We start from the raw sequence: 24,355 nt of genomic DNA on the forward strand, positions 1-24,355 counted from the left end.
GCCGAGGGGTGAGCGGACGCGCGTGGGCGAGGGCACGCGTCCTCGGCGGCGTCCTCGTCCTGGCCTTCCTGGTCTGGCGGTTGGGCGCGGATCCGTTCCTGGACGGCGTGCGCGGGCTCGGCCCGGGGGCGTTGCTGGCCGCGGTCGCCATCGGCGCCGCGACGACGGTCTGCTCGGCCTGGCGCTGGCGCGCCGTGGCCGCGGCCCTCGGGGTCGGGTTGCCGATGCGCGCGGCGGTCGCCGCCTACTACCGGGGGCAACTGCTCAACAGCCTGCTGCCCGGCGGCGTGGTCGGAGACGTCTACCGCGGCGTGCGGCACGGGACCGACGTCGGCGACCTGGGCCGCGCGCTGCGCGCCGTGGTCTGGGAGCGGGTCGCCGGCCAGGTGGTCCAGGCCGCGATGGCGCTGACGGTGCTGACGACGTTCCCCTCACCGCTGCGGGGGTGGGCCCTCGCGGTGGCCGCCGCCGGCGCCGTGGCCGCGGGCGTCGTGCTGGTCACCGGCCGCGGCCTGTCGCGGCGGGGTGCGGTCCGCCTGGCCCGGGTGGCCCGCGCGGTGGCGGTCGAGGCCCGCACGGCGCTGCTGCAGCCCTCGACCTGGCCGCCGGTCCTGGTCGCCTCCGTCCTCGCGGTGCTCGGTTACCTCGGCACCTTCCTGCTGGCCGCCCACGCCGCCGGCGTGCCCGTTGCGCCGCAGCAGCTGCTCCCGCTGGCCCTCGTCGTCCTGCTCGCCGCGGCGATCCCGGTCAACGTCGGGGGCTGGGGACCGCGGGAGGGCGTGGCCGCGTGGGTCTTCGCCGCGGCCGGGTGGGGCGCCGGTGCCGGCGCGAGCGTCGCCACCGCCTTCGGCGTCCTGATCCTGGTGTCCGTGCTCCCCGGCCTCGTCGTCCTCGTCGCCGACCGGAGACACCCGCCCCGGCCACCCGTCGCCCGGGCGGCGGCGCGCCGGCCGCGGAGCGACCACCTGCACGACGAGGCCCGAGAGGACGGTGCCCTGCATGGCTGACCGGCCCTACACCTTGCTCAGCTGCGGCATGTCGATCGACGGCTACCTGGACAGCACGGACGCCACCAGGTTGCACCTGTCCAACGACGCCGACTTCGACAGGGTCGACGCGGAGCGCGCCCGCTGCGACGCGATCCTCGTCGGCGCCGCCACGGTCCGGAACGACAACCCCCGCCTCCTGGTCCGGTCGGCCGCCCGGCGCGCCGAACGGGTGGGGCGGGGGCTCCCCGCGTCCCCGGCCAAGGTGACGCTCACCCGGCGCGGGGAGCTCACCGCGTCGGCCGCCTTCTTCACCACGGGGGACTCCGAGAAGCTCGTCTACTGCCCCAGCGGCGCGGCCGGGAACGTCCGGCTCCGGCTGGGGGAGCTCGCGACCGTCGTCGACACGGGCGAGGCGGTGGACGTGGACCCGGCGGCCGTGCTCGAGGACCTCTCCGCCCGCGGCGTCGACCGGGTGATGGTCGAGGGCGGCGGGACGGTCCTCACCCAGTTCCTGACCGCCGGCCTGGCCGACGAGCTGCACCTCGTGGTGGCGCCGTTGTTCGTCGGCGACTCCCGCGCGCCGCGGCTGGTCGGTGACGGGTGCTTCCCCTGGCGGGCCCACCGCCGGGCGGCCCTGGCCGGGGTCCGGCAGATCGGCGACGTGGCGCTGCTCCGGTACGCGCTCTCCGACCGCTTCTGCACCGAGCACGTCACCGGTGAGCACCGATGACACCCGGCCTGCCCGCCGCGGAGATCCGCACCGAGGTCCGGGTCCCGCTCCGCTTCCCCGACGGCTACGCGACCACGGCCGTGGTCAGCAGCTTCCGCGGCCTCGTCGACCGCCGCGAGCACCTGGCCCTCGGGCTGGGCGAACCCGCGGCCGTCCCGCTGGTCCGCCTGCACAGCGAGTGCCTGACCGGGGACGTCTTCGGCAGCCAGCGCTGCGACTGCGGGCCCCAGCTGCGGGAGGCGGTCGAGCGGATCACGGAGGCCGGCGGGTACCTCCTCTACCTCCGCCAGGAGGGGCGGGGCATCGGCCTCTACGACAAGCTCGACGCCTACGCGCTCCAGGACACCGGTCTCGACACCTACGAGGCCAACGTCGCCCTCGGGCACGACCCGGACGAACGGGACTACACGGCCGCCGCGCAGATGCTGCGCGCTTTGGGCGTGCCCGCGCTGTCCCTGCTGAGCAACAACCCGGACAAGGCGGCCCAGCTGACCCGCCTCGGCCTCACCCTTGCGGAACGGGTCCCGACCGGGGTGCACGTCTCCCCCGCGAACGTGACCTACCTGTCCGCGAAGGCCCGGTGGGGCCACGACGGCCTGCACCGGGCCGCGCTCCTCGCCGGTGGGACGCCCGGGATGCCGGCCGGGTGACCGCGGCACGACGACGCCCCGCCGACCGGCTGGTCGGCGGGACGAGGTCCTTCGTCAGCTGCCGGCCGCCCCGTGGCACTGCTTGTACTTCCGGCCCGACCCGCACGGGCAGGGGGCGTTGCGCGGGGTCTCCTTGGTGCCGGTGACCGTCGCGGTCTTGGCGGCCTTCGCCCGGCCGCTCTCGGCCGGGGAGGCATCGAGGCTGGGCGCGGAGTAGGTGAGGTTCTCCGGTGCGCGGCGCGGCTCGTCGAGCCCCTTGACCGTGAGTTCCGGGGCGGGCTTCTCCGCCACCGGCTCCTCGGCCACCGGCTCCTCGGCCACCGGCTGCTCGGCCGTGGGGGCCGCGGGAGCCGGCACCTCGGCCGCGGGGGCGGTGGGGGCTGCCTCCGCGACGGGAGCTGCCGCGGCCACCGGCGCCCCGGGGGCGGGAGCGGAGCGGCGGGCGGTCGCGGCCGCCGCCGTACCGGCCGCGGCCCGCGCCGCGGCTGCCTGGCGCGCGAGCACCTTGGCCGTGCCCTCCTGCGCGGCGGCCAGGGCCTTCGCCTCGGCCTCGGCCTGCTTGGCCTTGGCCTCCGCCTCCTGCTGGTCCTTGGTCTTCACCTCGAGGTTGAACAGGAAGCCGACGGACTCCTCCTTGATGCCGTCGAGCATCGCCACGAACATGTCGTAGCCCTCGCGCTGGTACTCCACGACCGGGTCGCGGTTGGCCATCGCGCGCAGGTGGATCCCGGCCCGCAGGTAGTCCATCTCGTAGAGGTGCTCGCGCCACTTGCGGTCGAGCACGCTGAGCAGCACCCGCCGCTCCAGCTCGCGCATGACCTCCGAGCCCAGCGCCGCCTCCCGCTCCTCGTACGCGCGGTGGACGTCGTCGAGCATCGCGGTCTTGAGGTCCTCCGCGGAGAGGTCGGACTGCTCGCCGCCGGCCGTCTGCTCGACGATCTCCTCGACGGTGATCCCGACCGGGTAGAGCGCCTTGAGCCCGGTCCACAGCTGGTCGAGGTCCCAGTCCTCGGCGTACCCGGTCTCGGTGGCGCCGTCCACGTAGGCGGAGACGACGTCGTCGACCATGGAGGCCACCTGCTCGTGCAGGTCCGCCCCCTCCAGGACCTTGCGCCGCTCGTCGTAGATGACGGTGCGCTGGCGGTTGAGCACCTCGTCGTACTTGAGGACGTTCTTGCGGACCTCGAAGTTCTGCTGCTCCACCTGGGTCTGCGCCGAGAGGATCGCCCGGCTCACCATCTTGGACTCGATCGGCTGGTCGTCGGGCACCCGGAGGGTGTTCATCATCGACTCCAGCATCGGGCCGTTGAAGCGCCGCATGAGGTCGTCGCCCAGGGACAGGTAGAACCGCGACTCCCCCGGGTCGCCCTGCCGGCCGGAGCGGCCGCGCAGCTGGTTGTCGATGCGCCGGCTCTCGTGCCGCTCGGTGCCGAGGACGTACAGCCCACCGGCCTCGGTGACCTCCTCGTGCTCGGCCTTGACCTGCGCCTTGGCCGCGTCGAGCGCCTCGTCCCAGGCGGCCTCGTACTCCTCCGGCGTCTCCGTCGGGGAGAGCCCGCGAGCCCGCAGGGCCTCGTCGGCGATGAACTCGGCGTTCCCGCCGAGCTGGATGTCGGTGCCCCGGCCGGCCATGTTGGTGGCCACCGTGACCGCGCCCGGGCGGCCGGCCTGGGCGATGATCGCCGCCTCACGGGCGTGGTTCTTGGCGTTGAGGACCTCGTGCGGGATCCCACGCCGCAGCAGGAACTTCGAGAGGACCTCGGACTTCTCGACGCTCGCGGTGCCGACCAGCACCGGCTGGCCGGCCTCGTGCCGCTCGGCGATGTCGTCGACGACGGCCTCGAACTTGGCCTTCTCCGTCTTGTAGATGACGTCGGCGCGGTCCGCGCGCACCATCGGCCGGTTCGTGGGGATCGGCACGACGCCCAAGGAGTAGGTCTGGGAGAGCTCGGCGGCCTCGGTCTGGGCCGTGCCGGTCATTCCGGAGAGCTTGTCGTAGAGCCGGAAGTAGTTCTGGAGGGTGATCGTGGCGAGCGTCTGGTTCTCGTCCTTGATCTTCACCTTCTCCTTGGCCTCGATGGCCTGGTGCATGCCCTCGTTGTAGCGGCGGCCGGCCAGCACGCGCCCGGTGAACTCGTCGACGATGAGGACCTCGCCGTTGCTGACGATGTACTGCTGGTCCTTCTTGAACAGCTCCTTGGCCTTGAGCGCGTTGTTGAGGTAGCTGATCAGCGGGGTGTTCGCCGCCTCGTACAGGTTGTCGATGCCGAGCTGGTCCTCGACGAACTCGACGCCCTCCTCCGTGACGGCGACGGTGCGCTTGTCCTCCTCCACCTCGTAGTGGACGTCGCGCTTCATCATCGGGACCAGGCGGGCGAACTCGCCGTACCACTTGGCGCTGGTCTCGGCCGGGCCGCTGATGATCAGCGGGGTGCGGGCCTCGTCGATGAGGATCGAGTCGACCTCGTCGACGATCGCGTAGTGGTGCCCGCGCTGGACCAGGTCGGCCTTGCTCCACGCCATGTTGTCGCGCAGGTAGTCGAAGCCGAACTCGTTGTTCGTGCCGTAGGTGATGTCGCAGGCGTAGAGCTCGCGTCGCTGCGCCGGGGTCTGGCCGGAGAGGATGCTGCCGACCGAGAGCCCGAGGAAGCGGTGCACGCGGCCCATCCACTCGGCGTCGCGCTTGGCCAGGTAGTCGTTGACCGTGACGACGTGCACGCCCTTGCCCGACAGCGCGTTGAGGTAGGCCGGGAGGACGCCGGTGAGCGTCTTCCCCTCACCGGTGCGCATCTCGGCGATGTTGCCCAGGTGCAGCGCCGCGCCGCCCATCAGCTGCACGCGGAAGTGCCGCTGCCCCAGGGTGCGGGTGGCCGCCTCCCGGACGACGGCGAACGCCTCGGGCAGGAGCGCGTCGAGGGACTCGCCCTCGGCGTGGCGCTCCTTGAACTCGTCCGTCTTGGCCCGCAGCTCCGCGTCGGAGAGGTCGGTGTAGTCGTCGGCGAGCGACTCCACCGCGTCGGCGATTCTGCCGAGGCGTCGGACGAGCTTGCCCTCACCGGCACGGAGGATCTTCGAGAACAGCACGACCCCAGCGTAGGCGGCCCGGCCCCGGCTGCGGACGCGGCGACCGCCCGGGGCACCACGCGTCCCATCCGTACGCTGCAGCGATGGCACGCGATCCGTCCGACCCGGGCCCCGGGCTGCTCGAGTTCCTGACCGAGCGGCACCTGGCGACGCTGACCACCCTGCGTCCCGACGGCACGCCGCACGTCGTCCCGGTCGGGGTCACCTACGACGCGCCGACCAGGACCGCCCGGGTGATCACCTCCGGCACCTCCGCCAAGGCCCGGCACGTCCGGGAGGGGCAGGCGCGGGTCGCCGTCTGCCAGGTCGACGGGCGCCGCTGGACCACCCTCGAGGGGACGGCGGTGGTGCGCGAGGACGCCGCCTCGGTGGCCGACGCCGTCGAGCGGTACGCGCGGCGGTACCGCCCGCCGCGGGAGAACCCGGCCCGCGTCGTCATCGAGATCTCGGTGGACCGCATCCTGGGCAACGCATGACGATGCCCACATGACGTGGGATCCGCGGCCCCGGCCGGAGGCTCACCGCGAGCCTGCGAGTGGTGAGTGGGCCGGGGTCCTTTCGCTGCTCAACGAGACGGTGCGCACCGAGCGGTTGGTGTTGCGCCCCTACCGGTCCTCCGACGTCGACGCGGTGCACCGGGCCTCGCAGGACCCCGAGACCCAGCGCTGGATCTCGACGATCCCGGTGCCCTACACGCGCGAGGACGCCCGCCACTACGTGGAGGAGGTGGCCATGCGCGAGCGGGCGGACGGTACGGGGCTCTCCGCCGTCGTCGAGGCCGACGGCGAACTGGCCGGCACCGCGGGGCTGTACCTGCGCCCCGGGCGCCTCGGCCCGGAGATCGGCTACACGATCGCCCCCTGGGCGCGCGGCCACGGCTACGCCGCGGAGGCCGCGCACGCGCTCGCCGACTGGGCCCTCGGGCTCGGCGCGCCCCGGGTGCACCTGTTCGTCGACGTGGGGAACGTCGCGTCGCGGGTCGTCGCCCGCCGCGCGGGGTTCCGCGAGGAGGGCGTGGTCCGGGGCTGCCTGGACCAGCGTGACGGCAGCCGGAGCGACGCGGTGCTGTTCGGCCGGCTCGCCGGCGACTGAGCGGGGCACGGCCGGGCGGCCGCGCCCCGCCCGGTCAGACGTTCGCCGGCTGCGGCGCGGCGCTGGGCGCCGAGGCCGGGGAGGCGCCGTCCTGCGACACGGGGGCGAGGCGGATGAGCCCGTAGTCGTAGGCGTGCCGGCGGTAGACGACCGTCGGCTGGCCGGTGTCGGCGCACTGGAACAGGAAGAAGTCGTGGCCGACCAGCTCCATCTCGTGGAGGGCCTGGTCGACGGTCATCGGCGTCGCCGGGTGGTGTTTCTCCCGCACGATCTGGCCGGGCAGGTGCTCGTCGAGGTCGGTGACGTGCGGCCCGGTGGCCAGTTCGCGGTCGAGCTCCAGCTGCTGCTCGATGGTGAGCTCGGGGTGGCCGGTGTCCGGCGCGGCGCCGGTCAGGCGCACGCTGTCGGGGGTCCGCCGGCCGTGGTGCACCCGGCGGCGGTCCGCCGCCCGGCGCAGCCTGTTGTCCAGCTTGCCGCAGGCCAGGTCGAGCGCCGCGTAGAAGTCCGGGCCCGCGGCCTCGGCGCGGACCACCGGGCCCTTGCCGCGCAAGGTGATCTCCACGCGCTGGCAGCTGGCCGACTGGCGGGGGTTCTTCTCGTGGAAGAGCTCGACGTCGATGCGGGACAGCTTGGCGTCGAACCGCTCCAGCTGACCGACCTTGTCCTCGACGTGTTGGCGGTAGTGCTCAGGGACCTCGACGTTGCGACCACGGACCACGATCTCCATGAGACCTCCCGGTGGGGGACGGGGATTGGTCGCTTCGACGCTAGTCCCTCCCCTGGGACCGCGACAGTCGATCGAGGTCGTGGTGGAGGACGGTCCCGGACCGGTACCGGGCCCTCCCGGTGGCGCCCCGCGCGGGCCCGGCGGGGGCCCGCGGGGTGGCGGCCACGACCGCCGCCACGACCGTGCCCGAGGCCCCGGGAGCGGTGTCCAGGGCCCGCGCCGCCTCGGTCAGCGTGGCCCCCGTGGTGACCACGTCGTCGACCAGGACCAGCACCGCACCGGGCGGGCGTCGTGCGCCGGTCACCTCGAACGTGCCGGCCAGGTTGGCCCGCCGCTCGACCGCGGAGAGCCCCGAGGAGTCGCGGACCCGGCCGCGCCGGCGCAGCGCCCGGCACTCGTCGGCCGCCAGGCCGGCCGCCCGCAGCTCGGCCACGGCCCGGCCGGTCAGCTCGCGCACGTGGTCCCGGCCCCGGCTCCGGAGGGCGGCGCGGGACGCGGGGACCGGCACCAGCAGGAGCGGCGGCTCGCCGTCCACCCCGAGCCGGACGGCGGCGACGGCGAGGGCGAGCGCCGCACCCAGCGGCACCGCGAGCTCCGCCCGCCCGTGCTCCTTGAAGGCGTTGACCACCGGGCGCACCGGGCCGGCGTAGGCGGCGGCCGCCACGGTGGGCGGGAAGCCCGCCGGGAAGCGCCTGGGCGAGGCCAGGTGCGGCGCGGCCAGCAGCCGGGCGCAGCCGGGGCAGAGGACCGCGCCGGGGAGCCCGCACCCGGCGCAGCAGCGGGGCAGCACCAGGTCGGCCAGCGCCGCCCCCACCCTGCCGATCGTCGCGCTGAGCACCACGGCAGCCTATGGCCCCGTCCAGAGGCTCGGGTCGAGCGTGCGAGGACTGAGGACGACGGGGTCCCTCCTCCTGTGGACGGCGCCCGGCTCAGGACGGGTAGAAGGGCGCCGTCCCCCGCAGCGGCTCGGCGCCGGGGACCAGCGTCACCCACCGGCCCCCGGACAGCTGCCAGACGGTGCCGCCGGCGCTCACCAGCGGCTGCCGCGAGGGGGCGACCGCCAGCGCGGTCGGCTGGCTGGGCAGCCCGGACGTGGAGACCGGGGCCAGGCCCCAGCCGTCGACCCCGACGGTGTACGGGACGATCCGGTCCTCGCCCGCGTCCCCCGCGAGCACCATGAGGCTGCCGCTGTCCCGCCAGCCGACGTCGATGACGCCGGACAGGGTGGGCGCGACGTCCCGCAGGTCGCGCAGCACCACCGCGCTGTCCCCCTCGGACCGGACGACGGTGCCGACGTGGAGCCGGCGGCCCTGCGCCCCCTCGACGACGACCGCGGCACGGACGCCGTCGGGCGAGAGCTGCAGCACGTCCGCCCGCCCCAGCCCGGGGAGGGTCGGCGCGGCGACCGGCTGCGGCGGCCCCCCGGCGGGCACCCGGACCAGCTCGGCGCCGTCCCGCACCACCCACGCCTCCGTGCGCGTCGCGGCGACGGTCGGCGCGCTGATCGAGCTCCCGCCGAGCACGGGGGCCAGCTCGCCCCCGTAGGGCCCGGCGAGCAGTTCGGCGCCGGCCTCGTCGCTGCGGACACCGGTGAGGAAGTTGAGCTGGCCGCTGGCCGCCGCGACGGCGGCACTGTCCAGGTCGTAGCGCCCCTCCCCCGCGGGGCCGGGGACCGCGTCGCCCCGCGGGACCGTGCGGACGGCCCCGGCCTCGACGTAGTGGCCGACCCCGTCGACGGGGACGGCGTCCGGGTCGAAGGAGGCCCAGTCCTCGACGGTCTGCTGCCGGGGCACGCCGCTGGGGGTCACCGGCTCGCCGTCGAGCAGGATGACGACGTTGGTGATCCGCGGCCGGACCAGCTGCTGCAGGCTCCAGACCAGCTGCGCGCAGACCTCGGCGAGGATCGGCGCGGGCTCCGCCGGCAGGCCGCTGAGCTCCACGGTGGCGGTCTGCCCCTCGACCGTGACGGTGGAGCCCAGCTCCACCCCGCTCAGGGGGTTGAGGACGCCGGCGGCCAGCGGCGCCGACGGCCCCGTGATCAGCCGCTCCACCAGCGCCGTGGGCTGGGACTCCCCGCGGATGAGGTAGCGGGGGTCGGGGACGACGCGCGACGCGGTCGGGTCGAGGAAGTAGGCGTCGATCGGGTCGTAGAGCCGCCGGAAGTCGGGCTCGAGCATGATCAGGCCGTCGGGTGGGTTGGTGATCCGCCACTCGCCGTCGACCTGCTGCAGGGTGAAGTCCCGGGTGAAGACGCCCCGCTCGGCGACGGTGAACACCCCGCGGGGGTCGACCGTCCCGATCAGGTTGGCGGTCACCGTGACCGCGCCCTCGTCCGTCGTCACGACGGCGTAGTCGGTGCCGATGACGCTGATCCCGCTGTCGTCGGCCCACGTCTCGGCCGGTCCGGGCGCCAGGTACTGCCGGGCCACCGGGTGGCGGCGCACCGTGCTGGCGGCCGCATCGATGAACTGGCGCACGATCTCCTCGGCGCTGGCCCCGGGCACCGGGGCGACGGGCTCGATGCCGACCGCCTCGGGCACCCGGGCCGGCGCCTGGGTGATCAGGACCGTCGCGGAGTCGGTGGGCACGGTGGAGCAGGAGACGAGCGTCAGCAGCGCGGTGAGCAGCGCCAGGACGACCGCGGGGCGACGGCGGATCACCGCAGCGCCCCCGGCCGGCGCAGCTTCACCGGCCGCAGCGGCAGCGGCGAGCTGGTCAGGTCGGTGCCCGCCACCAGCGGCAGCGTGAGCCGGAACTGCGCACCGGCGCCGGGCTGGCCCCACACCTGCAGCCAGCCGCCGTGCAGACGGGCGTCCTCGAGGCTGATCGACAGGCCCAGCCCGCTGCCGCCCACGGTGCGCACGCGGGAGGGGTCGGCGCGCCAGAACCGGTCGAACACGTGCTGCGCCTCCCCCGGGCTGAGGCCGACCCCGTGGTCGCGGACGGTGACCGCGGCCGCCGACCGGTTGGCCGCCAGGGTGATCTCCACCGGGTGCCCGGCCCCGTGCTCGATCGCGTTGCCGACCAGGTTGCGCAGGATCCGCTCCACCCGGCGGACGTCGACCTCGGCCAGGACCGCCTCGTCCGGCCGGGTGACCACGAGGTCGCAGGCGTGCCGCTCGGCCAAGGCGCTCATCCCGTCGACGACCCGGCCGACCAGCGCGCCCATGTCGGCCGGCGCGGAGTCGAGCACGGCGGCGCCGGCGTCGTACCGGCTGATCTCCAGCAGGTCGGTGAGCAGCGCCTCGAAGCGGTCGAGCTCGGCGCTCAGCAGCTCGGCGGAGCGGGCCACGTGCGCGGGGAAGTCGCCCCGGGCCTCGTGCAGCACCTCGGCGGCCATCTGCACGGTGGTCAGCGGCGTGCGCAGCTCGTGGGACACGTCGGAGGTGAACCGCTGCTGCAGCTGCGAGAGGCCCTCGAGCTGGGTGATCTGCCGCTGGAGGCTGTCGGCCATCGCGTTGAAGCTGGTCGCCAGCCGCGCGAGGTCGTCCTCGCCGCGCACCACCATGCGCTCCTCGAGCTGCCCCTCGGCGAGCCGCTGGGCGGTGCCGGCCGCCTGCCGCACCGGGTCCACCACCAGCCGGGTGACCAGGACACCGATGCCGACCACGAGCAGCGTGAGGGCGACCCCGCTGATGAGCACCGTGGTGCGGATCAGGCCGAGGCTCTCCTGCTCCTGCTGGAGCGGGAAGACGTAGTAGAGCTCGATGCGGTCGGGGCCGGTGGCGTCACCGGTGACCGGCGCGCCCACCACCAGGCTCGGCCGGGGGTCGCCGACGTCGCCGGGGACCATGTCGTACTTCGAGGCCTGGTTGCCGGCGTCCACCGCGGCCCGGAGCTCCTCGGGCAGCGCGGCGGTGAGGGGCCGGCGGTTCGTGGCGGGGATCTCGGCCCCGGCGGAGGGCCGGTAGACCATGACGACGTCGAAGTCGCCGGCCGCGCCGCCGCGGTCCAGCAGCTGGTTCACCGTGCGGGCCAGGGTGGCGCGGACGCTGGCGGCGTCGCCGGTCGCGATGCCGGCGACCTCGCTCTGGGCGTACACGACACCGGCCTGGACCTGGTCGATCGCGGCCTGCCGCTTGACGTCGAGCAGCTGGTCCTTGATCTGGCTGAACAGCACCAGGCTGACGATCACCACCACGGTGCCGGCGAGCAGCATGGTGATGGCGCCGATGCGGACCTGCAGCGACGAACGCCAGGTCTGCGCCGCCCGGGCGCCCAGCTCGTGGAGGGTCCGCCGCGTGCGGCGGCGTGCCCGCCCGGCCCGGCGACGCAGCCCGCGCCCGAGCCGGACGAGCTCGTCGCGGGTGCCCGGCCGGCCACCTGCCCCCTGTGGGGGGCGACCCGCACCCGTGCCCGTCTCGGGGGTCCGGGTGGCGGTCACCGCTCCAGTGTCACCCGGCCGGCGCCCGATGCGGGGAGCCCGCACAGGGTGACGCACGACTCGCCCCCGGTCGCGGTGCCGTGGCTCACGGTGGGCCGGCCTTGTAGCCCACGCCGCGCACGGTGAGCACGACCTCGGGCTTCTCGGGGTCCTTCTCGACCTTGGCGCGCAGCCGCTGCACGTGCACGTTCACCAGGCGGGTGTCGGCGGCGTGCCGGTAGCCCCACACCTGCTCGAGCAGGAGCTCGCGGGTGAAGACCTGGCGCGGCTTGCGGGCCAGTGCGACCAGCAGGTCGAACTCCAGCGGGGTCAGCGCGATGGGGACGCCGTCCCGGCTGACCTGGTGCGCCGGGACGTCGATCTGCACGTCGCCGATGCTCAGGTTCTCCGCCTGCCCGGTCTCCCCGCGGCGCAGCTGCGCCCGGACGCGGGCGACGAGCTCGACGGGCTTGAACGGCTTGGTGACGTAGTCGTCGGCCCCGGCCTCCAGCCCCTGGACGACGTCGATCGTGTCGCCCTTCGCGGTGAGCATGACGATGGGCACCGTCGACTGGGTGCGGATGTCCTGGCAGATCTGCAGGCCGTTGCGGCCGGGCAGCATCAGGTCGAGCAGCACCAGGTCGGGCCGGGTCTGCTGGAAGACGCCGACGGCCCGGTTGCCGTCGGAGACGAAGGCGGGTTCGTACCCCTCGCGCCGCAGCACGATGCCGAGCATCTCGGCGAGGGCGGCGTCGTCGTCGACGACGAGGACACGGCCGCGGCTGGGCCCGTTCTGCGGAGCGGTGGGGGGCACGGCGACCATTCTGCGCTGTTCAGGGCGCCGAGGGGGCTGCACCCCACCCGCCAGGGTGGCTGCCGGGACGGCTGGGACCCCCCTTGCCACCCCAGGGCACAGGAAGCTCCCCCTGCGCATCAGGGCCCGAAGACGCAGGTGGAGCTTCCTGTGCCCCCTGTGGTGACGTGCTGGAACGGCCCCTCGCAGGGCCCCACCACGAGCGGAGCGAGTGGTGGGGGGCGAGGGGGTCCTTTCAGTAGCGGTAGTGGTCGCTCTTGTAGGGGCCTTCGACGGGGACGCCGATGTAGTCGGCCTGCACCTTGGTGAGCTCGGTCAGCTTCACGCCGAGCGCATCGAGGTGCAGCCGCGCCACGTGCTCGTCGAGCTTCTTCGGCAGCACCGTGACGCCGGGGGTCTGCCCCTCGTAGGCGGCGCGGTTGTTCCACAGCTCGATCTGGGCGAGCACCTGGTTGGAGAAGGAGGCGCTCATGACGAAGCTGGGGTGCCCGGTGGCGTTGCCGAGGTTCAGCAGCCGCCCCTCCGACAGCAGGATGATCGTGTGGCCGTCGGCGAACCGCCACTCGTCGACCTGCGGCTTGATCGTCGTCCGCTCGACGCCGGGGGTGCGGGCCAGGCCGGCGACGTCGATCTCGTTGTCGAAGTGCCCGATGTTGCCGATGATCGCCTGGTGCTTGGTCCGGCCGAGCTGCTCGGCCGAGATGATGTCCTTGTTGCCGGTCGCGGTGATGATGATGTCGGCCTTGCCGATGACCTCGTCGAGCGTGGTCACCTCGTAGCCGTGCATCGCCGCCTGCAGCGCGTTGATCGGGTCGATCTCGGTGACGATCACGCGGGCACCCTGGCCGCGGAGCGACTCCGCGCAGCCCTTGCCGACGTCCCCGTAGCCGCAGACCACGGCCACCTTGCCGCCGATCATCACGTCGGTGGCGCGGTTGATGCCGTCGATGAGCGAGTGCCGGCAGCCGTAGAGGTTGTCGAACTTGCTCTTGGTGACCGAGTCGTTGACGTTGATCGCCGGGAAGAGCAGCCGGCCGTCGCGGGCCAGCTCGTACAGGCGCATGACGCCGGTGGTGGTCTCCTCGGTGACGCCCCTGATGCCCTGGCCGATGCGGGTCCAGTACCCGGCGTCGGAGGCCAGCGTGCCGCGGAGGACGTCCAGGATGACGCCGTACTCCTCGGAGTCGGCGTCGGTGGTGTCGGGGACGACGCCGTCGGCCTCGAAGCGGGTGCCCAGGTGCACGAGCAGGGTGGCGTCGCCGCCGTCGTCGAGCAGCATGTTCGGGCCCACGACCTCACCGGCCCCGTCACGGAACTCGAACAGCCGCTGGGTGCACCACCAGTACTCCTCGAGCGTCTCGCCCTTCCAGGCGAAGACCGGCACGCCGGCCGGCTGCTCGGGGGTGCCCTCGCCGACGACGATCGCGGCGGCGGCGTGGTCCTGGGTGGAGAAGATGTTGCAGCTGACCCAGCGGACGTCGGCGCCCAGCGCGGTCAGCGTCTCGATGAGGACGGCGGTCTGCACGGTCATGTGCAGGGAGCCGGCGATCCGCGCGCCGGCCAGGGGCTGCGCGTCGCCGTACTCGGCACGCAGCGCCATGAGGCCGGGCATCTCGTGCTCGGCGAGCTGGATCTCCTTGCGCCCGAACGGCGCCAGGGAGAGGTCGGCGACCTTGAAGTCGCCGTCGGTCAGCGTGCGGGTGCCAGTGCTGGCGGTCAAGAGAAGCTCCAGGTCCGGCCCGGCTGAGGAGCCGGGCCTCGGGTCGGATCTGTGGTCGCTGCGATCCCCGCCCACGGCGGGGAGAGCGAGCATGCCGAGGCTTCGGCGGGGCTCGTGCCGTGGTCCAGCCTACGTCGTCGGACGGCCATCCGCGGCCGGTGATGCCTGGCGGTCCTGCCGCAGGGGCGCCCCCGGTGTCACGATCCGGGCCACCACCTGCTCGTTGTTGGACGTGTAGGCCTCGTAGCAGACGGTCGCGCCGGAGGCCTCCAGGTACTCCTGCCAGGCGAGGTGCTCGCCGCCCTCCTGCCAGCCCGGGTAGTTGAAGTACTCGTCGAAGAGCACCACCGACCCGGCGACCAGCCGCGGCCCCACCAGCGACAGCACGGTCACCGCCGAGGAGTACAGGTCGCCGTCCACGTGCAGGAAGTGGACGGGCCCGGGGTGCTGGTCGAGGAAGCCGGGGAGCGTCTCGTCGAACCAGCCGGTGACCAGCTCCGCCCCCTCGACCCGGGGGATCCGGTCCACGGCGAAGGCACCGGCGCGCACGTGCGGCCGGTAGTCCGCCGGCAGCCCCTGGAAGGAGTCGAAGCCGTAGACCTCCCTCCCCTCGCGGGACGCCGCGATGATCCGGAGGGAGCGGCCCTGGAAGACGCCGAACTCCAGCGCCATCCCGCCCGGTGGCGCGATCTCGAGCGCGTACCGCAGCGTGCTCTCGGGGTCGTGGAACTCCCGGCCGGTCGGCATGGCCTGGCGCACCCAGCGGGCAGAGCTCAGCGCGGCCTCCCGTTCACCGGCCGCCAGCAGGTCCCGCCTGGCCCGGAACTCCGCCTCCCCGACGATCCGCTCCACCTCGGAGCGGACGATGCGGGTCATCCGTTCCTCGAAGGGGCGCACCAACCAACCGTCGATCCGCCGCCGCACGGCGCCCCTCACGGTGCCGGCACCCTGCCCGTCCGCCATGCGCTCTCCCTTCCGCGGCACCCGGCGCGAACCGGCTCCCGCGATGTCTCGCCGATGGGTCCTGCTACCGGTCGTCGAACAGCCGCGCCCAGGTGTCCCGGCTGCTCAGCTCCGGCAGACGACGGCGGTACTCGTCGCGGGCGCGCTCACCCTCGCGCGCCAGCCGCCACAGGACCGCGGCCCCCTGCCGGGCGAGCTCGAGCATGCGGTCGCGGTCGAAGGAGCGGACGCGCACGCCCGACTGCGAGGGGTCGGTGACGACGGCGGTGTCGAACCGGGCCACGTGCCACCACTGGGCGTCGCCGGCGGCGATCGCGGCGGTTCCCCGCGGCCGGCGCAGCAGCTGCGACAGGATCCGCTTCCCCAGCACCGCGCGCACCATGGACGGGTCGCCCGCCGACACCTCCTTGGGCATCGCCGCGGCGGGGATGCCCGGAACCGCGGACGCCGGGTGGGTGGCCGTCTCCGGGTGCTCGCTCCACAGCTTCCGGACCACCGAGACGGTCTCCGCCCCGCCGTCCGCCAGGACGTCGGGGCCGCTCAGGAAGTCCTCCACCGCCCGCAGCATGAGCGCTGCGAGGCCGTACCGCATCGACACCAGGTAGTCGGTCAGCTGGCGCGCCAGGTGCTCGACGATGCGACGCCGGTCGAAGTCGCTGTGCAGGGCGCTGACGATCAGGGAGTTGCGGAAGCTGAAGTACCGCGACCAGTCGTCCCAGTTCTTCCACGCGAAGTCGGCGTGCCAGACGCCCGCCCCGGGGAGCGTCACGGTGGGGAACCCGGCCGCCCGCGCACGCAGGCCGTACTCGATGTCGTCCCACTGGAAGAACATCGGCAGCGGGTACCCGATCGCGTGGACGACCTCCGAAGGCACCAGGCAGGTCCACCACGCGTTGTAGTCCGCGTCCACCCGGACGTCCTGCTGCTCCTCGGTGAGGTCGGCGTCGGCGAGGGCGCCCGCCACCGGCCGGCCGGCGCGCAGGATGGCCAGATCGGCCGTCTCCGCACCCACGTGCAGCCGGTCGGGGTGCAGCAGGTTGAGCATCTGACCGCCCACGAGCAGCGGCTCGTCGGCGCAGTCGGCGAGCGCCCGCAGCCGCAGCACGCTGTCGGGCTCCAGCCGGATGTCGTCGTCCATGAGCAGGAGGTCGACCGGGCTGCCCGCCGCCTCCCCCAGGGCCTCGTAGATGCCGCGCGTGAAGCCGCCGGCACCGCCGAGGTTGGGCTGCCGGACGTAGCGCAGCGCGGCGCCGAGCGCATCGCGGACCGCGGCGAAGCCGGCACGGGAGTCGACGGTGTCGGTCCCCTGGTCGACGACGTACACGGCCCCGAGGTCACCGGCGACCTCGGGATCGGAGGCGAGCGTCTCCAGGGTTGCCAGGCAGTCGTCGGCCCGGTTGAAGGTGCAGATGACCACCGCGGTCCCGCGGCGCGGCCGGTGGGCGGCCACCGACCAACGGACCCGCTCGACGGTCATCCTCGAGTCGGCGGTCTGGAGCTCCAGCCACAGCGCCCCGCCGTCGACGAACCGGTCCAGCGCGACGGTGAGCGCCACGGTGTCCTGCGAGGCGTCGTCGGCGCTGTGCGCCGCCACCGTGCGCGGCCTGCCGTCGCCGTCCGAGGCGACGACCCGCAGCGTCCCCGACCCGCTGACGACGGCGGTGACCTCGACCTCGCGGACCGACGTCCAGCGCTGCCAGTAGGACGCCGGGAAACGACCGAAGTAGGTGTTGGTGGTGACGACGGCGTGCCCGTCGACGACCACCCGGTCGCGGTCGCGCAGCATGACGCCCTGGGTGGCCACGCTGTACAGCTCGTCGGGCGCCTGGGGCGTGGGGCCGCGGAACAGGGTCCGCTGCGCGACCAGCCTGCCGGGACCGGGCGGTCCTCCGCCGTCCCGACCCTCCGGGCCGGTCGCCTCACGCGTGTGCAGAACCATGGGCCGAACGATCCTCCCACCAGACGAACGGCGCCCGAGGGCGCCCTTGATGATCAAAACTAGACGGGCTCACGCCGTTCGGCAGAGGAGCGCCCTCGGGGCGGACGCACGGGCCGGGGGTCGTCACGGAGAGCGAACCCCTGTTCCCGTCCCACCACGGCCGGTGCGCCACCGCAGCGAGCGGAACCAGAGGAGCGCCTGGAGCGCGGCCACCGTCGCCGCTCCCGCGGCCACGGCGGCGCCGGCCCGGAGTCCCGGCGGCCGGTGGGTGAGGACGAGCGTCCCCTCACCTTCCGGGACCGCGGCCACGATCAGGCCGGCCGGCCCGTCGACGAGGTCCACCTCCCGGCCGTCGACGGTCGCGGTGTAGCCGGGCCAGGCGAGCCGTGCGAAAGCGATGCGCCCGGCCCGGTCCGCGTCGTAGCGGACCGTCTCCTGCTGCGGACCGGCCGCGCTCCCCAGGACCTCCACGCCGGACGAGCTCCACGAGACCCGCCCCGTGCCGTCGAGCGGCTGCTCGCGCACCCACACCGTCCGGACGTCGTCCCTCTCGAGCACCTGCCACCCCGGCGGCGATTCCTGCGCCGCCGGGCCGGGCAGCAGCGAACGCTGGATGACCAGCGTGGAGACCCGCATCGCGTCGACCAAGGGCACCGGGATCCCCTCACCGGCCGGTTCCCACAGGCGGTCGAACGCTTCCGGGCAGACGGCGCCGCGGTAGTCCATGCACAGCTCCGTGCCGAACTCGAGGAATCCGATACCGCTGTAGCTGCCGACGGCCCGGGCGCCGGCGGCGCGCGGCAGGTTGCCGAAGAGGATCTCCCCCCGGGCCATCTGCTCGCTCGTGACGCCCTCGAGCGCGGCCAGCTGGAGCACCGTCCCCTCGTAGCCGACGGCACCCGCCGCCATGCGGTCCAGGTCGTGCGGCGGGTAGGTCGCGGGGTCGGGAGCCGGCTGCGGGAGGGTGCTCGTCTGCAGGAACAGCACGAGGACCGTGCCGACCACGCCGACCGCTCCGAGCGCCGGCATCCCGCGGCGCAGCCCCGACGCCAGCGCCGCGGCGACGAGTGCGGCCACCAGCACCAGCCCGGCGAGGTGGATGCGGTCCATCTCGGCCGGTCGCACCGCCCAGGCGAGGTACGCGCCGACCAGCACGACGGCACCGCTGGCGGCTGCGCGTCGCCGGACGCGGTCCGTGGCGAGGCCGGCGGACAGCACGACGGCGAAGCAGACCGCAGCCGCGAGGTACAGGTGCTCGATCAGCCGGACGGGCCAGCGGAACAGCCACAGGTTGGAGGGGCCCAGGGCGGCCAGCAGGAAGAAGCCACCGACGACGGCGAGGCTGACCAGCGAGCGGGGCGGGCGGCGCAGCGCATGCCACCGCAGCCAGGGCAGCAGGGGCAGCACGAACCAGGCGAAATAGGTGGAGGGGACGCGTTCCACGAGCGCGCCGTTCCAGTTGAGCATGGCCGGCAGGTACGTGGGCGAGCTGGCGGCCACCAGGTCGCCCACGTCCGGGACGAGGAACGTGTCGTTGGCGACCACCGCCAGGGTCTGCCGGGCCGACACCGGGTTGGTGCCCAGCAACGGCAGGAACACCGCCAGGGCGAGCGCTCCGACGCAGGCGCCCATCACGACCAGGTGGGCCAGCCTGGCGAACCGCCGCTGGAGGAGCAGCTCGACGGCGATCGCCCCCAGCACCACCACCAGCCCCAGCGCCGCGTAGGGGCTGCCGGTGGTCATCGCCAGCGCACCGAAGAGGAAGGGCACGAAGGGGTTGAGCCGGCCACGGGAGTGCCGGCGGGCCGCCCACCAGAAGTGGGTCACCCAGGTGAACGCGAACAGCCCGGCGGGCCAGCCCGATGCCTCGTACCAGAGCGTGAAGCCCGACACCGGGACCGCGGTCGCCACCAGGACGGCCGGGATGCGGCCGGCCCCGTACTCCCGGGCCAGCAGGAACACGCCGGCTGCCAGGACGGCGAGCATCTCGATCATGACCACGGCAGAGGCCAGCGAGAGGTCCTCGAAGAAGGACACCAGGACGAAGTTCAGCAGGTTGACCGGGTTCCAGATGCCCAGCAGCGCCTCGGCGGCGTAGTTCCCGCCCACCCATCCCGCCGGGTCCATCGTCGGCCACCGGCCGTCCCGCAGCTGCTCGCCGAAGACGTGCCAGAGCGGTGCGAACTGCTCGACCTGGTCCCCGACGTAGAAGAAGTGCTCGCCCCGCCACTGCGGGATGGTCCCGATGACCGCCGTCAGGACGCCGACGCCGAGCGCGACGAGCCAGTCGGGCGCCCGCAGCAGAGGTCCGAGGCGACCACGCCGCTCCGGCGGCGACGACCGACCGGCCGTCTCCGACGCGACCGAGGCCCCGGTGGCCTCGGCGACCTCGGCGGTCACCGCCGGCCCCTGGACGCCGACACGGCACCGCTGCCGATGTCACCGGCGGGCCCGGCCGGCCGGCCCGCGAGCAGCCGGCGGGAGAGCAGGAAGGTCACGGGGATGGCGGCCGCGGCGGCGACCAGCGGGGCGACGCGCTCGGCCAGGCCCAGCCACTCCACCAGGACCACCACCCCGACCGTGGTCAGGAGGTAGTTCGTCGCGTTGGTGAGCGGCCAGAGGGCGAACTTCCGCCACGTGGGCCGGGTCCTGAACGTCCACAGCGTGTTCAGGAAGAAGGAGCCGACCATGGCGACGACCAACGCCAGCAGGTGGGCGACGAGGTACGGCACGACGACGTGCAGGAGCAGGTAGGTGCCGTAGTAGACGCCGGTGTTGATCACCCCGACGACGGCGAACCTGGCGACATGCTGGAGCATCAGCCGCGGCCGGCCCTCGACTCCCGCTGCCCGGTGACCGGCTCCGACTGCCACGGGTCCTCCGCGTCCCCACCGACGGCGCCACCGTGGGCTGCCGGCCCACCAGGTGCCGCGGAGGCCACGTTGTTCTCGAACAGCAGCGTCTCGCGCACCGGCGCCCGGGTGCGGCGGGGCGCCTGCACCCCGGGTTCGTGGTCGCTCGCCTCGGCGACGATGAAGTGCGGGCGCTGCTTGGCCTCGAAGTAGATCCGCCCGACGTACTCGCCGATGACCCCCAGGAAGAGCAGCTGGAGGCCACCCAGACCGAGGATCGCCGTGACGAGCGTGATGTACCCGGGGACCGCGATGCCCCCGAAGACGGCGGCGACGATCAGGTAGCCCACGTACGTGAAGGACAACGCCGTCACCAGCAGACCGACGTAGATCGCCAGGCGCAGGGGGGCGTTGTTGAACGACATGATGCCGTCGACCCCGTAGTTCAGCAGCCGGCGCAGCGTCCACTTGCTCCCGCCGGTGCCCTGCCGGGACTCGTTGCGGTAGTCGACGTGCGCGGTGGGGAAGCCGATCCAGGAGAACAGCCCCTTGGAGAACCGGTTGTACTCCCCCATCTGCAGCAGCGCGTCGACCGCGCGGCGGCTCAGCAGCCGGAAGTCCCCGACGCCGTCCTCCATCTGCACCTCGACCAGCGAGTTCGCCAGGCGGTAGTAGAGGCGGGCCAGCACGGTCCGGGCGAGCGCATCCCCCTCCCGCGTGCGCCGGGCCACGACCTGGTCGTAGCCCTGCCGGTGCAACGCGAGCATCTCCACGAGCAGGCGCGGCGGGTGCTGGAGGTCGGCGTCCATGATCACGACGACGTCGCCGGAGGCGTAGGCCAGGCCGGCCAGCATCGCCGACTCCTTGCCGAAGTTCCGGCTCAGGGAGACGTAGCGCACCCGCGGATCGGCGTCGTGCAGCAGTCGCACCACCCCCATCGTCCGGTCGCGACTGCCGTCGTCGACCAGGACGATCTCCACGTCGACCCCGGCGTTCTCGACGGCGTCGAAGACACGCGACACGAGCTGCGGGAGCACCTCTTCCTCGTTGTGGCAGGGCACCACCACGGACAGCAGCATGCGTTGTTCCTCCTCCGGTCCGGCTCCCAGCCTCCCAGGTCACCGCGGACCGTGACACGGACCGGGCCACGGTCATCGGTCCAGGTTGCTACGCCGACGGCCATCCCGCCCGCCGGACCACCGGGTCGCCCCCGCACGGGTCGCGGCTGCCCTCGGCCCGACGGCGGGGCGGATCACTCGCAGCCGACGCCGTCGCCGTCACCGTCCAGGCCCGGCGACCACCCCGGGTCACCGGCGCGGATCGGAGCTGCGCCGTGGGCACGGACCGCGGAGCAGTCCCCGTAGGCGGCGGTTCGCGGTGCGGTCTCGCTCGCCGCCGTCCCCGCACCGACCGGCAGCGGCTCGCCCGGGCATCCGGCGAGCACCCTGGCGATCGCGTCACCCTCGGCCGCGGTCATCCACAGACCGTAGGCAGCCTTCACGGCGACCTGCCGGGCCACGTAGGCGCAGCGGTACCGACCGTCCGGTGGCAACCAGGTCGCGGCGTCTCCGTCACCCTTCTGCATGTTGAGCGGCCCGTCGACGGCGAGCAGGTTCAGCGGGTCGTTGGCGAAGCGGATCCGTCGCTCCTCGTCCCAGCTCCGGGCGCCCTTCTGCCAGGCGTCCGAGAGCGCGACCACGTGGTCGATCTGCACGTCGTCACTGGTGTCCTGGCCGCGCTGGAAGGCGATGGTGCGCCCCGAGTACGGGTCGGCGAGGGTGCCGGTCAGGACGACGCAGTCCCGGGTCCCCGGCTCGGTCGTCTCCCCGGTCAGGTCGCGGGCCAGGACGTCGTTGCGCGTGTCGCAGCCGTTGCGGTCGGTGTCGACCCAGCCGGGGCCGAACTCGTCGCGGTCGTAGCCGGTCCTCGGGGCGCGGCCCTTCACCTCCAGCCCCTCCAGGGCGGCCAGGGCCGATCCGGCGACCGGCGCGGGCGCCTCGGCCGTCACCCCGGTCCGGTCGCCGCTCCCGGCGACGTCGACCACCTCGCAGCCGGTCAGCAGACCGAGCGCGAGGACCGCACCGGCCAGCCGGCGGGAGCGGGATTCGGGTCGGACGTGCACGCAACTCCCCCAGCAGCCGGACGGCGACCGGGCCGACGCTAGGCCGGGAGCACGGCCGCCCCTCGGCGCAACGCCGGGGTGGCCGGCGTCTCAGCTGAGGTTGGTCGTCGCCCGGTAGAGGACGGCCGGACCGCGTGCGGTGACCGGTGCGCCGGCCGGGAGGAAGGCGGCGCGCCCCTTCTCCAGGGTCAGCTCACCGTCGACCGAGGCGAGGACCGCGACCCCCTCCGTGCACAGCAGCAGCTGCGGCCCCCGCGTGGTGAGCACCCCCGCCTGCTCGTCGAGGTGCACGCGGGTGAGGTCGAAGTCCTGGACGGGGACCGGGTAGCGCAGCCCGCCGGGGCCGAGCACCGGGTGGATCACCGGGACCTTGCCGTCGGTGAAGTCGAGGACCTCGATCAACGCCGCCAGGTCGACGTGCTTGGCCGTCAGCCCACCGCGCAGCACGTTGTCCGAGCTGGCCATGACCTCGACGCCCGCGCCCGAGAGGTAGGCGTGCAGGTTCCCCGCAGGGAGGAAGACCGCCTCGCCGGGGGCCAGCTTGAGGTGGTTGCACATCAGCGAGATGACCACCCCGGGGTCACCCGGGTAGGTCTCCGCGAGGCTCGCCGCCCACCGGTAGGTGTTGATGAACTCGGGGTCGTGCGCCGCCACGAAGCGGGCGGCCGCCCTGGCCACGGCGGACACCAGCTCGGTGCGCCGCTCGCCGGTCAGCGCCAGCAGCTGCGGGATCGCCGCGCGCAGGCCACCACGCGCCAGGGCGGCGATGGTCGGCTTGAGCTCGGGGACCTGCAGTTTGGCCAGGCAGTGCAGCGACTCCTCGACCGGCCGGAAGCCGCAGAGCGCCTCGAACGTGGTGAGCGCCAGCAGGAGCTCGGGCTTGTGGAAGGGGTCCTTGAAGGTGCGCGTCGGGTCGTCGTGCGGGATGCCGGCGGCCTCCTCGGCCGCGTAGCCGGCCTCCGCCTGCGCCGTCGTCGGGTGGGCCTGCAGCGAGAGCGGCGTCTCCGCGGCGAGCACCTTCATCAGGAAGGGGAGGCGCGCGCCGAAGCGCTCCACGACCGCAGGGCCGAGCAGCCGGTCGGGCTCCTCGGCGATCGCCTTGTCCAGCGGGCGGCCGTCGGAGAGCACGCTGGGCTCATCGGGGTGCGCGCCCACCCACAGCTCCGCGTGCGGGCGTTCCGCGGGGACGGGCTCACCCAGGAGTTCGGGGATGACGGTCCGGCTCCCCCACGGGTAGAACCGCACGCCGTTGCTCAGCTGCCACATCGTCCGGACAGATTACGACCCGCCCCGGCGCCGCCGGGCGCAACTCACCCCCGAGGGGAAGCGAGTCCACCCCCAGCCTCTCTCAGTGCGCCTCGGTGCCGGCCTTCGAGCGGTGCACCGTCAGGTTCATCACCAGCACGACCAGGGCCCCGACCACGAGGCCGAGGAGCGCGCTGGCGAGCGTGTTGACCAGCCACCCGACGACCCCGCCGAGGGCGCCGGTGGCGTCGTGGGCGGCCTCCTCCAGGTGGTGCACCACGTCGTACAGCCCGTGCCAGCCCAGCTCCTCGGTGCCCACCAGGATGATGTGCCCGCCGACCCAGAGCATCGCGGCGGTGCCGACGACGGTGAGGGCGGACAGCAGCTTCGGCATGCCCCGCACCAGGGCGCGGCCGAACGCGGCCACGCGCTTGCCGGTCCGCTGGGCCAGGCTGAGCCCGACGTCGTCCATCTTCACGATCACGCCGACCACGCCGTACACGAGGACGGTGATGCCCACGGCGACGACGACGAGGATGATCGCCCGTGACCAGAACGCCTCGGCGGCCACCTCGTTCAGCGAGATGACCATGATCTCGGCCGACAGGATGAAGTCGGTGCGCACCGCCCCGGAGACGATCGTCTTCTCGTCCGGGAGCGCGTCCTCCACCGTCGCGTGCGACTCCTGGTGGCCGCTGACCCGGTGCCAGATCTTCTCCGCGCCCTCGTAGCAGAGGTAGGCGCCGCCGATCATCAGGATCGGGGTCAGCAGCCACGGCAGGAACTGGCTCAGCAGCAGGATCGCCGGGAGGATGACCAGCAGCTTGTTGCGCAGCGAGCCCAGGGCGATCTTCCGGATGATCGGCAGCTCGCGCTCGGCGTTCAGGCCGTGCACGTACTGCGGGGTGACGGCCGTGTCGTCGACGACGACGCCGGCGGCCTTCATGCTGGCCCGCCCGGCGGCCGCGCCGATGTCGTCGATGGAGGCGGCGGCTGCGCGCGCCAGCACTGCGACGTCGTCGAGCAGGGCTACGAGTCCACCGGCCAAGGGAGTTCCTTCCGATC

The 24,355-nt window shown here is 73.8% G+C and carries 20 protein-coding genes; 5 read left to right on the forward strand and 15 right to left on the reverse strand.

Translation table 11 applies throughout. From position 1 onward, the window contains the following. The first annotated feature begins 8 nt into the window (after positions 1-8). Genes ACI792_RS12065 through ACI792_RS12075 form a run of 3 tightly spaced genes read left to right on the forward strand, consistent with a single transcriptional unit; the run spans position 9 to position 2,369 of the window. Entirely contained in the window at positions 9-1,007 is a 999-nt protein-coding gene (locus ACI792_RS12065; RefSeq protein WP_456602797.1) for a lysylphosphatidylglycerol synthase transmembrane domain-containing protein, read from the forward strand. Continuing rightward, positions 1,000-1,719, forward strand: a complete 720-nt coding sequence (locus ACI792_RS12070; RefSeq protein ID WP_456602798.1) for a RibD family protein — start codon at positions 1,000-1,002, stop codon at positions 1,717-1,719. Before ACI792_RS12065 ends, ACI792_RS12070 begins: the two co-directional genes overlap by 8 nt. Then, positions 1,716-2,369, forward strand: coding sequence for a GTP cyclohydrolase II (locus tag ACI792_RS12075; protein WP_456602799.1), 654 nt, complete (start codon positions 1,716-1,718; stop codon positions 2,367-2,369). The genes ACI792_RS12070 and ACI792_RS12075 overlap by 4 nt, the downstream gene beginning before the upstream one ends. Before the next feature lie 54 nt (positions 2,370-2,423). On the opposite strand, the gene secA is transcribed toward ACI792_RS12075, so the two are convergent. Beyond that, positions 2,424-5,453 carry a preprotein translocase subunit SecA gene (gene secA / locus ACI792_RS12080; protein WP_456602800.1) on the reverse strand — a complete coding sequence of 1,010 codons (3,030 nt, stop codon included), beginning with the start codon at positions 5,451-5,453 and terminating at the stop codon, positions 2,424-2,426. Positions 5,454-5,536: 83 nt separating this feature from the next. Between secA and ACI792_RS12085 the strand changes: the two genes are divergently transcribed. After that, positions 5,537-5,929 carry a pyridoxamine 5'-phosphate oxidase family protein gene (locus ACI792_RS12085; RefSeq protein WP_456580618.1) on the forward strand — a complete coding sequence of 131 codons (393 nt, stop codon included), beginning with the start codon at positions 5,537-5,539 and terminating at the stop codon, positions 5,927-5,929. Between the two features lie 118 nt (positions 5,930-6,047). After that, a complete protein-coding gene (locus ACI792_RS12090) occupies positions 6,048-6,545 on the forward strand; it encodes a GNAT family N-acetyltransferase (protein WP_456602801.1) in 498 nt (165 codons plus the stop codon). A 34-nt stretch (positions 6,546-6,579) separates the two neighbouring features. On the opposite strand, the gene hpf is transcribed toward ACI792_RS12090, so the two are convergent. The 14 genes from hpf to ACI792_RS12160 form a co-directional block, all read right to left on the reverse strand. Then, positions 6,580-7,272 (reverse strand): ribosome hibernation-promoting factor, HPF/YfiA family, encoded by a 693-nt coding sequence (gene hpf, locus ACI792_RS12095; RefSeq protein ID WP_456580620.1) that lies wholly within the window; start codon positions 7,270-7,272, stop codon positions 6,580-6,582. 40 nt (positions 7,273-7,312) lie between these two features. Next, positions 7,313-8,110 carry a ComF family protein gene (locus ACI792_RS12100; RefSeq protein ID WP_456602802.1) on the reverse strand — a complete coding sequence of 266 codons (798 nt, stop codon included), beginning with the start codon at positions 8,108-8,110 and terminating at the stop codon, positions 7,313-7,315. A 91-nt stretch (positions 8,111-8,201) separates the two neighbouring features. Continuing rightward, positions 8,202-9,932: an LpqB family beta-propeller domain-containing protein gene (locus ACI792_RS12105; protein WP_456602803.1), complete on the reverse strand. Its 1,731-nt coding sequence runs from the start codon at positions 9,930-9,932 to the stop codon at positions 8,202-8,204. Continuing rightward, complete coding sequence (mtrB, locus tag ACI792_RS12110; protein WP_456580623.1) at positions 9,929-11,656, reverse strand: MtrAB system histidine kinase MtrB; 1,728 nt, start codon at positions 11,654-11,656, stop codon at positions 9,929-9,931. Before mtrB ends, ACI792_RS12105 begins: the two co-directional genes overlap by 4 nt. Before the next feature lie 85 nt (positions 11,657-11,741). Further along, entirely contained in the window at positions 11,742-12,458 is a 717-nt protein-coding gene (gene mtrA, locus ACI792_RS12115) for an MtrAB system response regulator MtrA (protein WP_456580624.1), read from the reverse strand. A 226-nt stretch (positions 12,459-12,684) separates the two neighbouring features. Then, entirely contained in the window at positions 12,685-14,169 is a 1,485-nt protein-coding gene (ahcY, locus tag ACI792_RS12120; RefSeq protein WP_456602804.1) for an adenosylhomocysteinase, read from the reverse strand. Between the two features lie 129 nt (positions 14,170-14,298). Then, positions 14,299-15,132 (reverse strand): class I SAM-dependent methyltransferase, encoded by an 834-nt coding sequence (locus ACI792_RS12125; protein ID WP_456602805.1) that lies wholly within the window; start codon positions 15,130-15,132, stop codon positions 14,299-14,301. A gap of 64 nt (positions 15,133-15,196) precedes the next feature. Then, positions 15,197-17,071: a glycosyltransferase gene (locus tag ACI792_RS12130; RefSeq protein WP_456602806.1), complete on the reverse strand. Its 1,875-nt coding sequence runs from the start codon at positions 17,069-17,071 to the stop codon at positions 15,197-15,199. Positions 17,072-17,194: 123 nt separating this feature from the next. After that, positions 17,195-19,471 carry a hypothetical protein gene (locus ACI792_RS12135; protein WP_456602807.1) on the reverse strand — a complete coding sequence of 759 codons (2,277 nt, stop codon included), beginning with the start codon at positions 19,469-19,471 and terminating at the stop codon, positions 17,195-17,197. Further along, positions 19,468-19,890 carry a GtrA family protein gene (locus ACI792_RS12140; RefSeq protein ID WP_456602808.1) on the reverse strand — a complete coding sequence of 141 codons (423 nt, stop codon included), beginning with the start codon at positions 19,888-19,890 and terminating at the stop codon, positions 19,468-19,470. Before ACI792_RS12140 ends, ACI792_RS12135 begins: the two co-directional genes overlap by 4 nt. Further along, positions 19,890-21,002 carry a glycosyltransferase family 2 protein gene (locus ACI792_RS12145; protein WP_456602809.1) on the reverse strand — a complete coding sequence of 371 codons (1,113 nt, stop codon included), beginning with the start codon at positions 21,000-21,002 and terminating at the stop codon, positions 19,890-19,892. Before ACI792_RS12145 ends, ACI792_RS12140 begins: the two co-directional genes overlap by 1 nt. 173 nt (positions 21,003-21,175) lie before the next feature. Beyond that, the gene (locus ACI792_RS12150) at positions 21,176-22,045 is read right to left on the reverse strand and encodes an HNH endonuclease family protein (protein ID WP_456602810.1); all 870 of its coding nucleotides are present in this window, start codon (positions 22,043-22,045) and stop codon (positions 21,176-21,178) included. 90 nt (positions 22,046-22,135) lie between these two features. Continuing rightward, on the reverse strand, positions 22,136-23,311 hold the full coding sequence (manA, locus tag ACI792_RS12155) for a mannose-6-phosphate isomerase, class I (protein WP_456602811.1): 1,176 nt from the start codon (positions 23,309-23,311) through the stop codon (positions 22,136-22,138). A gap of 82 nt (positions 23,312-23,393) precedes the next feature. Next, a complete protein-coding gene (locus ACI792_RS12160) occupies positions 23,394-24,338 on the reverse strand; it encodes a DUF808 domain-containing protein (protein WP_456602812.1) in 945 nt (314 codons plus the stop codon). Between the last annotated feature and the right edge of the window lie 17 nt (positions 24,339-24,355).

Source organism: Blastococcus sp. SYSU DS0669 (genome assembly GCF_054050895.1).

What these genes read in the sequence shown, in the direction of transcription:
- ACI792_RS12070 (WP_456602798.1), top strand. Translation starts at nt 1,000, where the DNA reads ATGGCTGACCGGCCCTACACCTTGCTCAGCTGCGGCATGTCGATCGAC.
- ACI792_RS12075 (WP_456602799.1), top strand. Translation starts at nt 1,716, where the DNA reads ATGACACCCGGCCTGCCCGCCGCGGAGATCCGCACCGAGGTCCGGGTC.
- ACI792_RS12085 (WP_456580618.1), top strand. Translation starts at nt 5,537, where the DNA reads ATGGCACGCGATCCGTCCGACCCGGGCCCCGGGCTGCTCGAGTTCCTG.
- hpf (WP_456580620.1), bottom strand. Translation starts at nt 7,272, where the DNA reads ATGGAGATCGTGGTCCGTGGTCGCAACGTCGAGGTCCCTGAGCACTAC.
- mtrA (WP_456580624.1), bottom strand. Translation starts at nt 12,458, where the DNA reads ATGGTCGCCGTGCCCCCCACCGCTCCGCAGAACGGGCCCAGCCGCGGC.
- ACI792_RS12125 (WP_456602805.1), bottom strand. Translation starts at nt 15,132, where the DNA reads ATGGCGGACGGGCAGGGTGCCGGCACCGTGAGGGGCGCCGTGCGGCGG.
- ACI792_RS12130 (WP_456602806.1), bottom strand. Translation starts at nt 17,071, where the DNA reads ATGGTTCTGCACACGCGTGAGGCGACCGGCCCGGAGGGTCGGGACGGC.
- ACI792_RS12140 (WP_456602808.1), bottom strand. Translation starts at nt 19,890, where the DNA reads ATGCTCCAGCATGTCGCCAGGTTCGCCGTCGTCGGGGTGATCAACACC.
- ACI792_RS12145 (WP_456602809.1), bottom strand. Translation starts at nt 21,002, where the DNA reads ATGCTGCTGTCCGTGGTGGTGCCCTGCCACAACGAGGAAGAGGTGCTC.
- manA (WP_456602811.1), bottom strand. Translation starts at nt 23,311, where the DNA reads ATGTGGCAGCTGAGCAACGGCGTGCGGTTCTACCCGTGGGGGAGCCGG.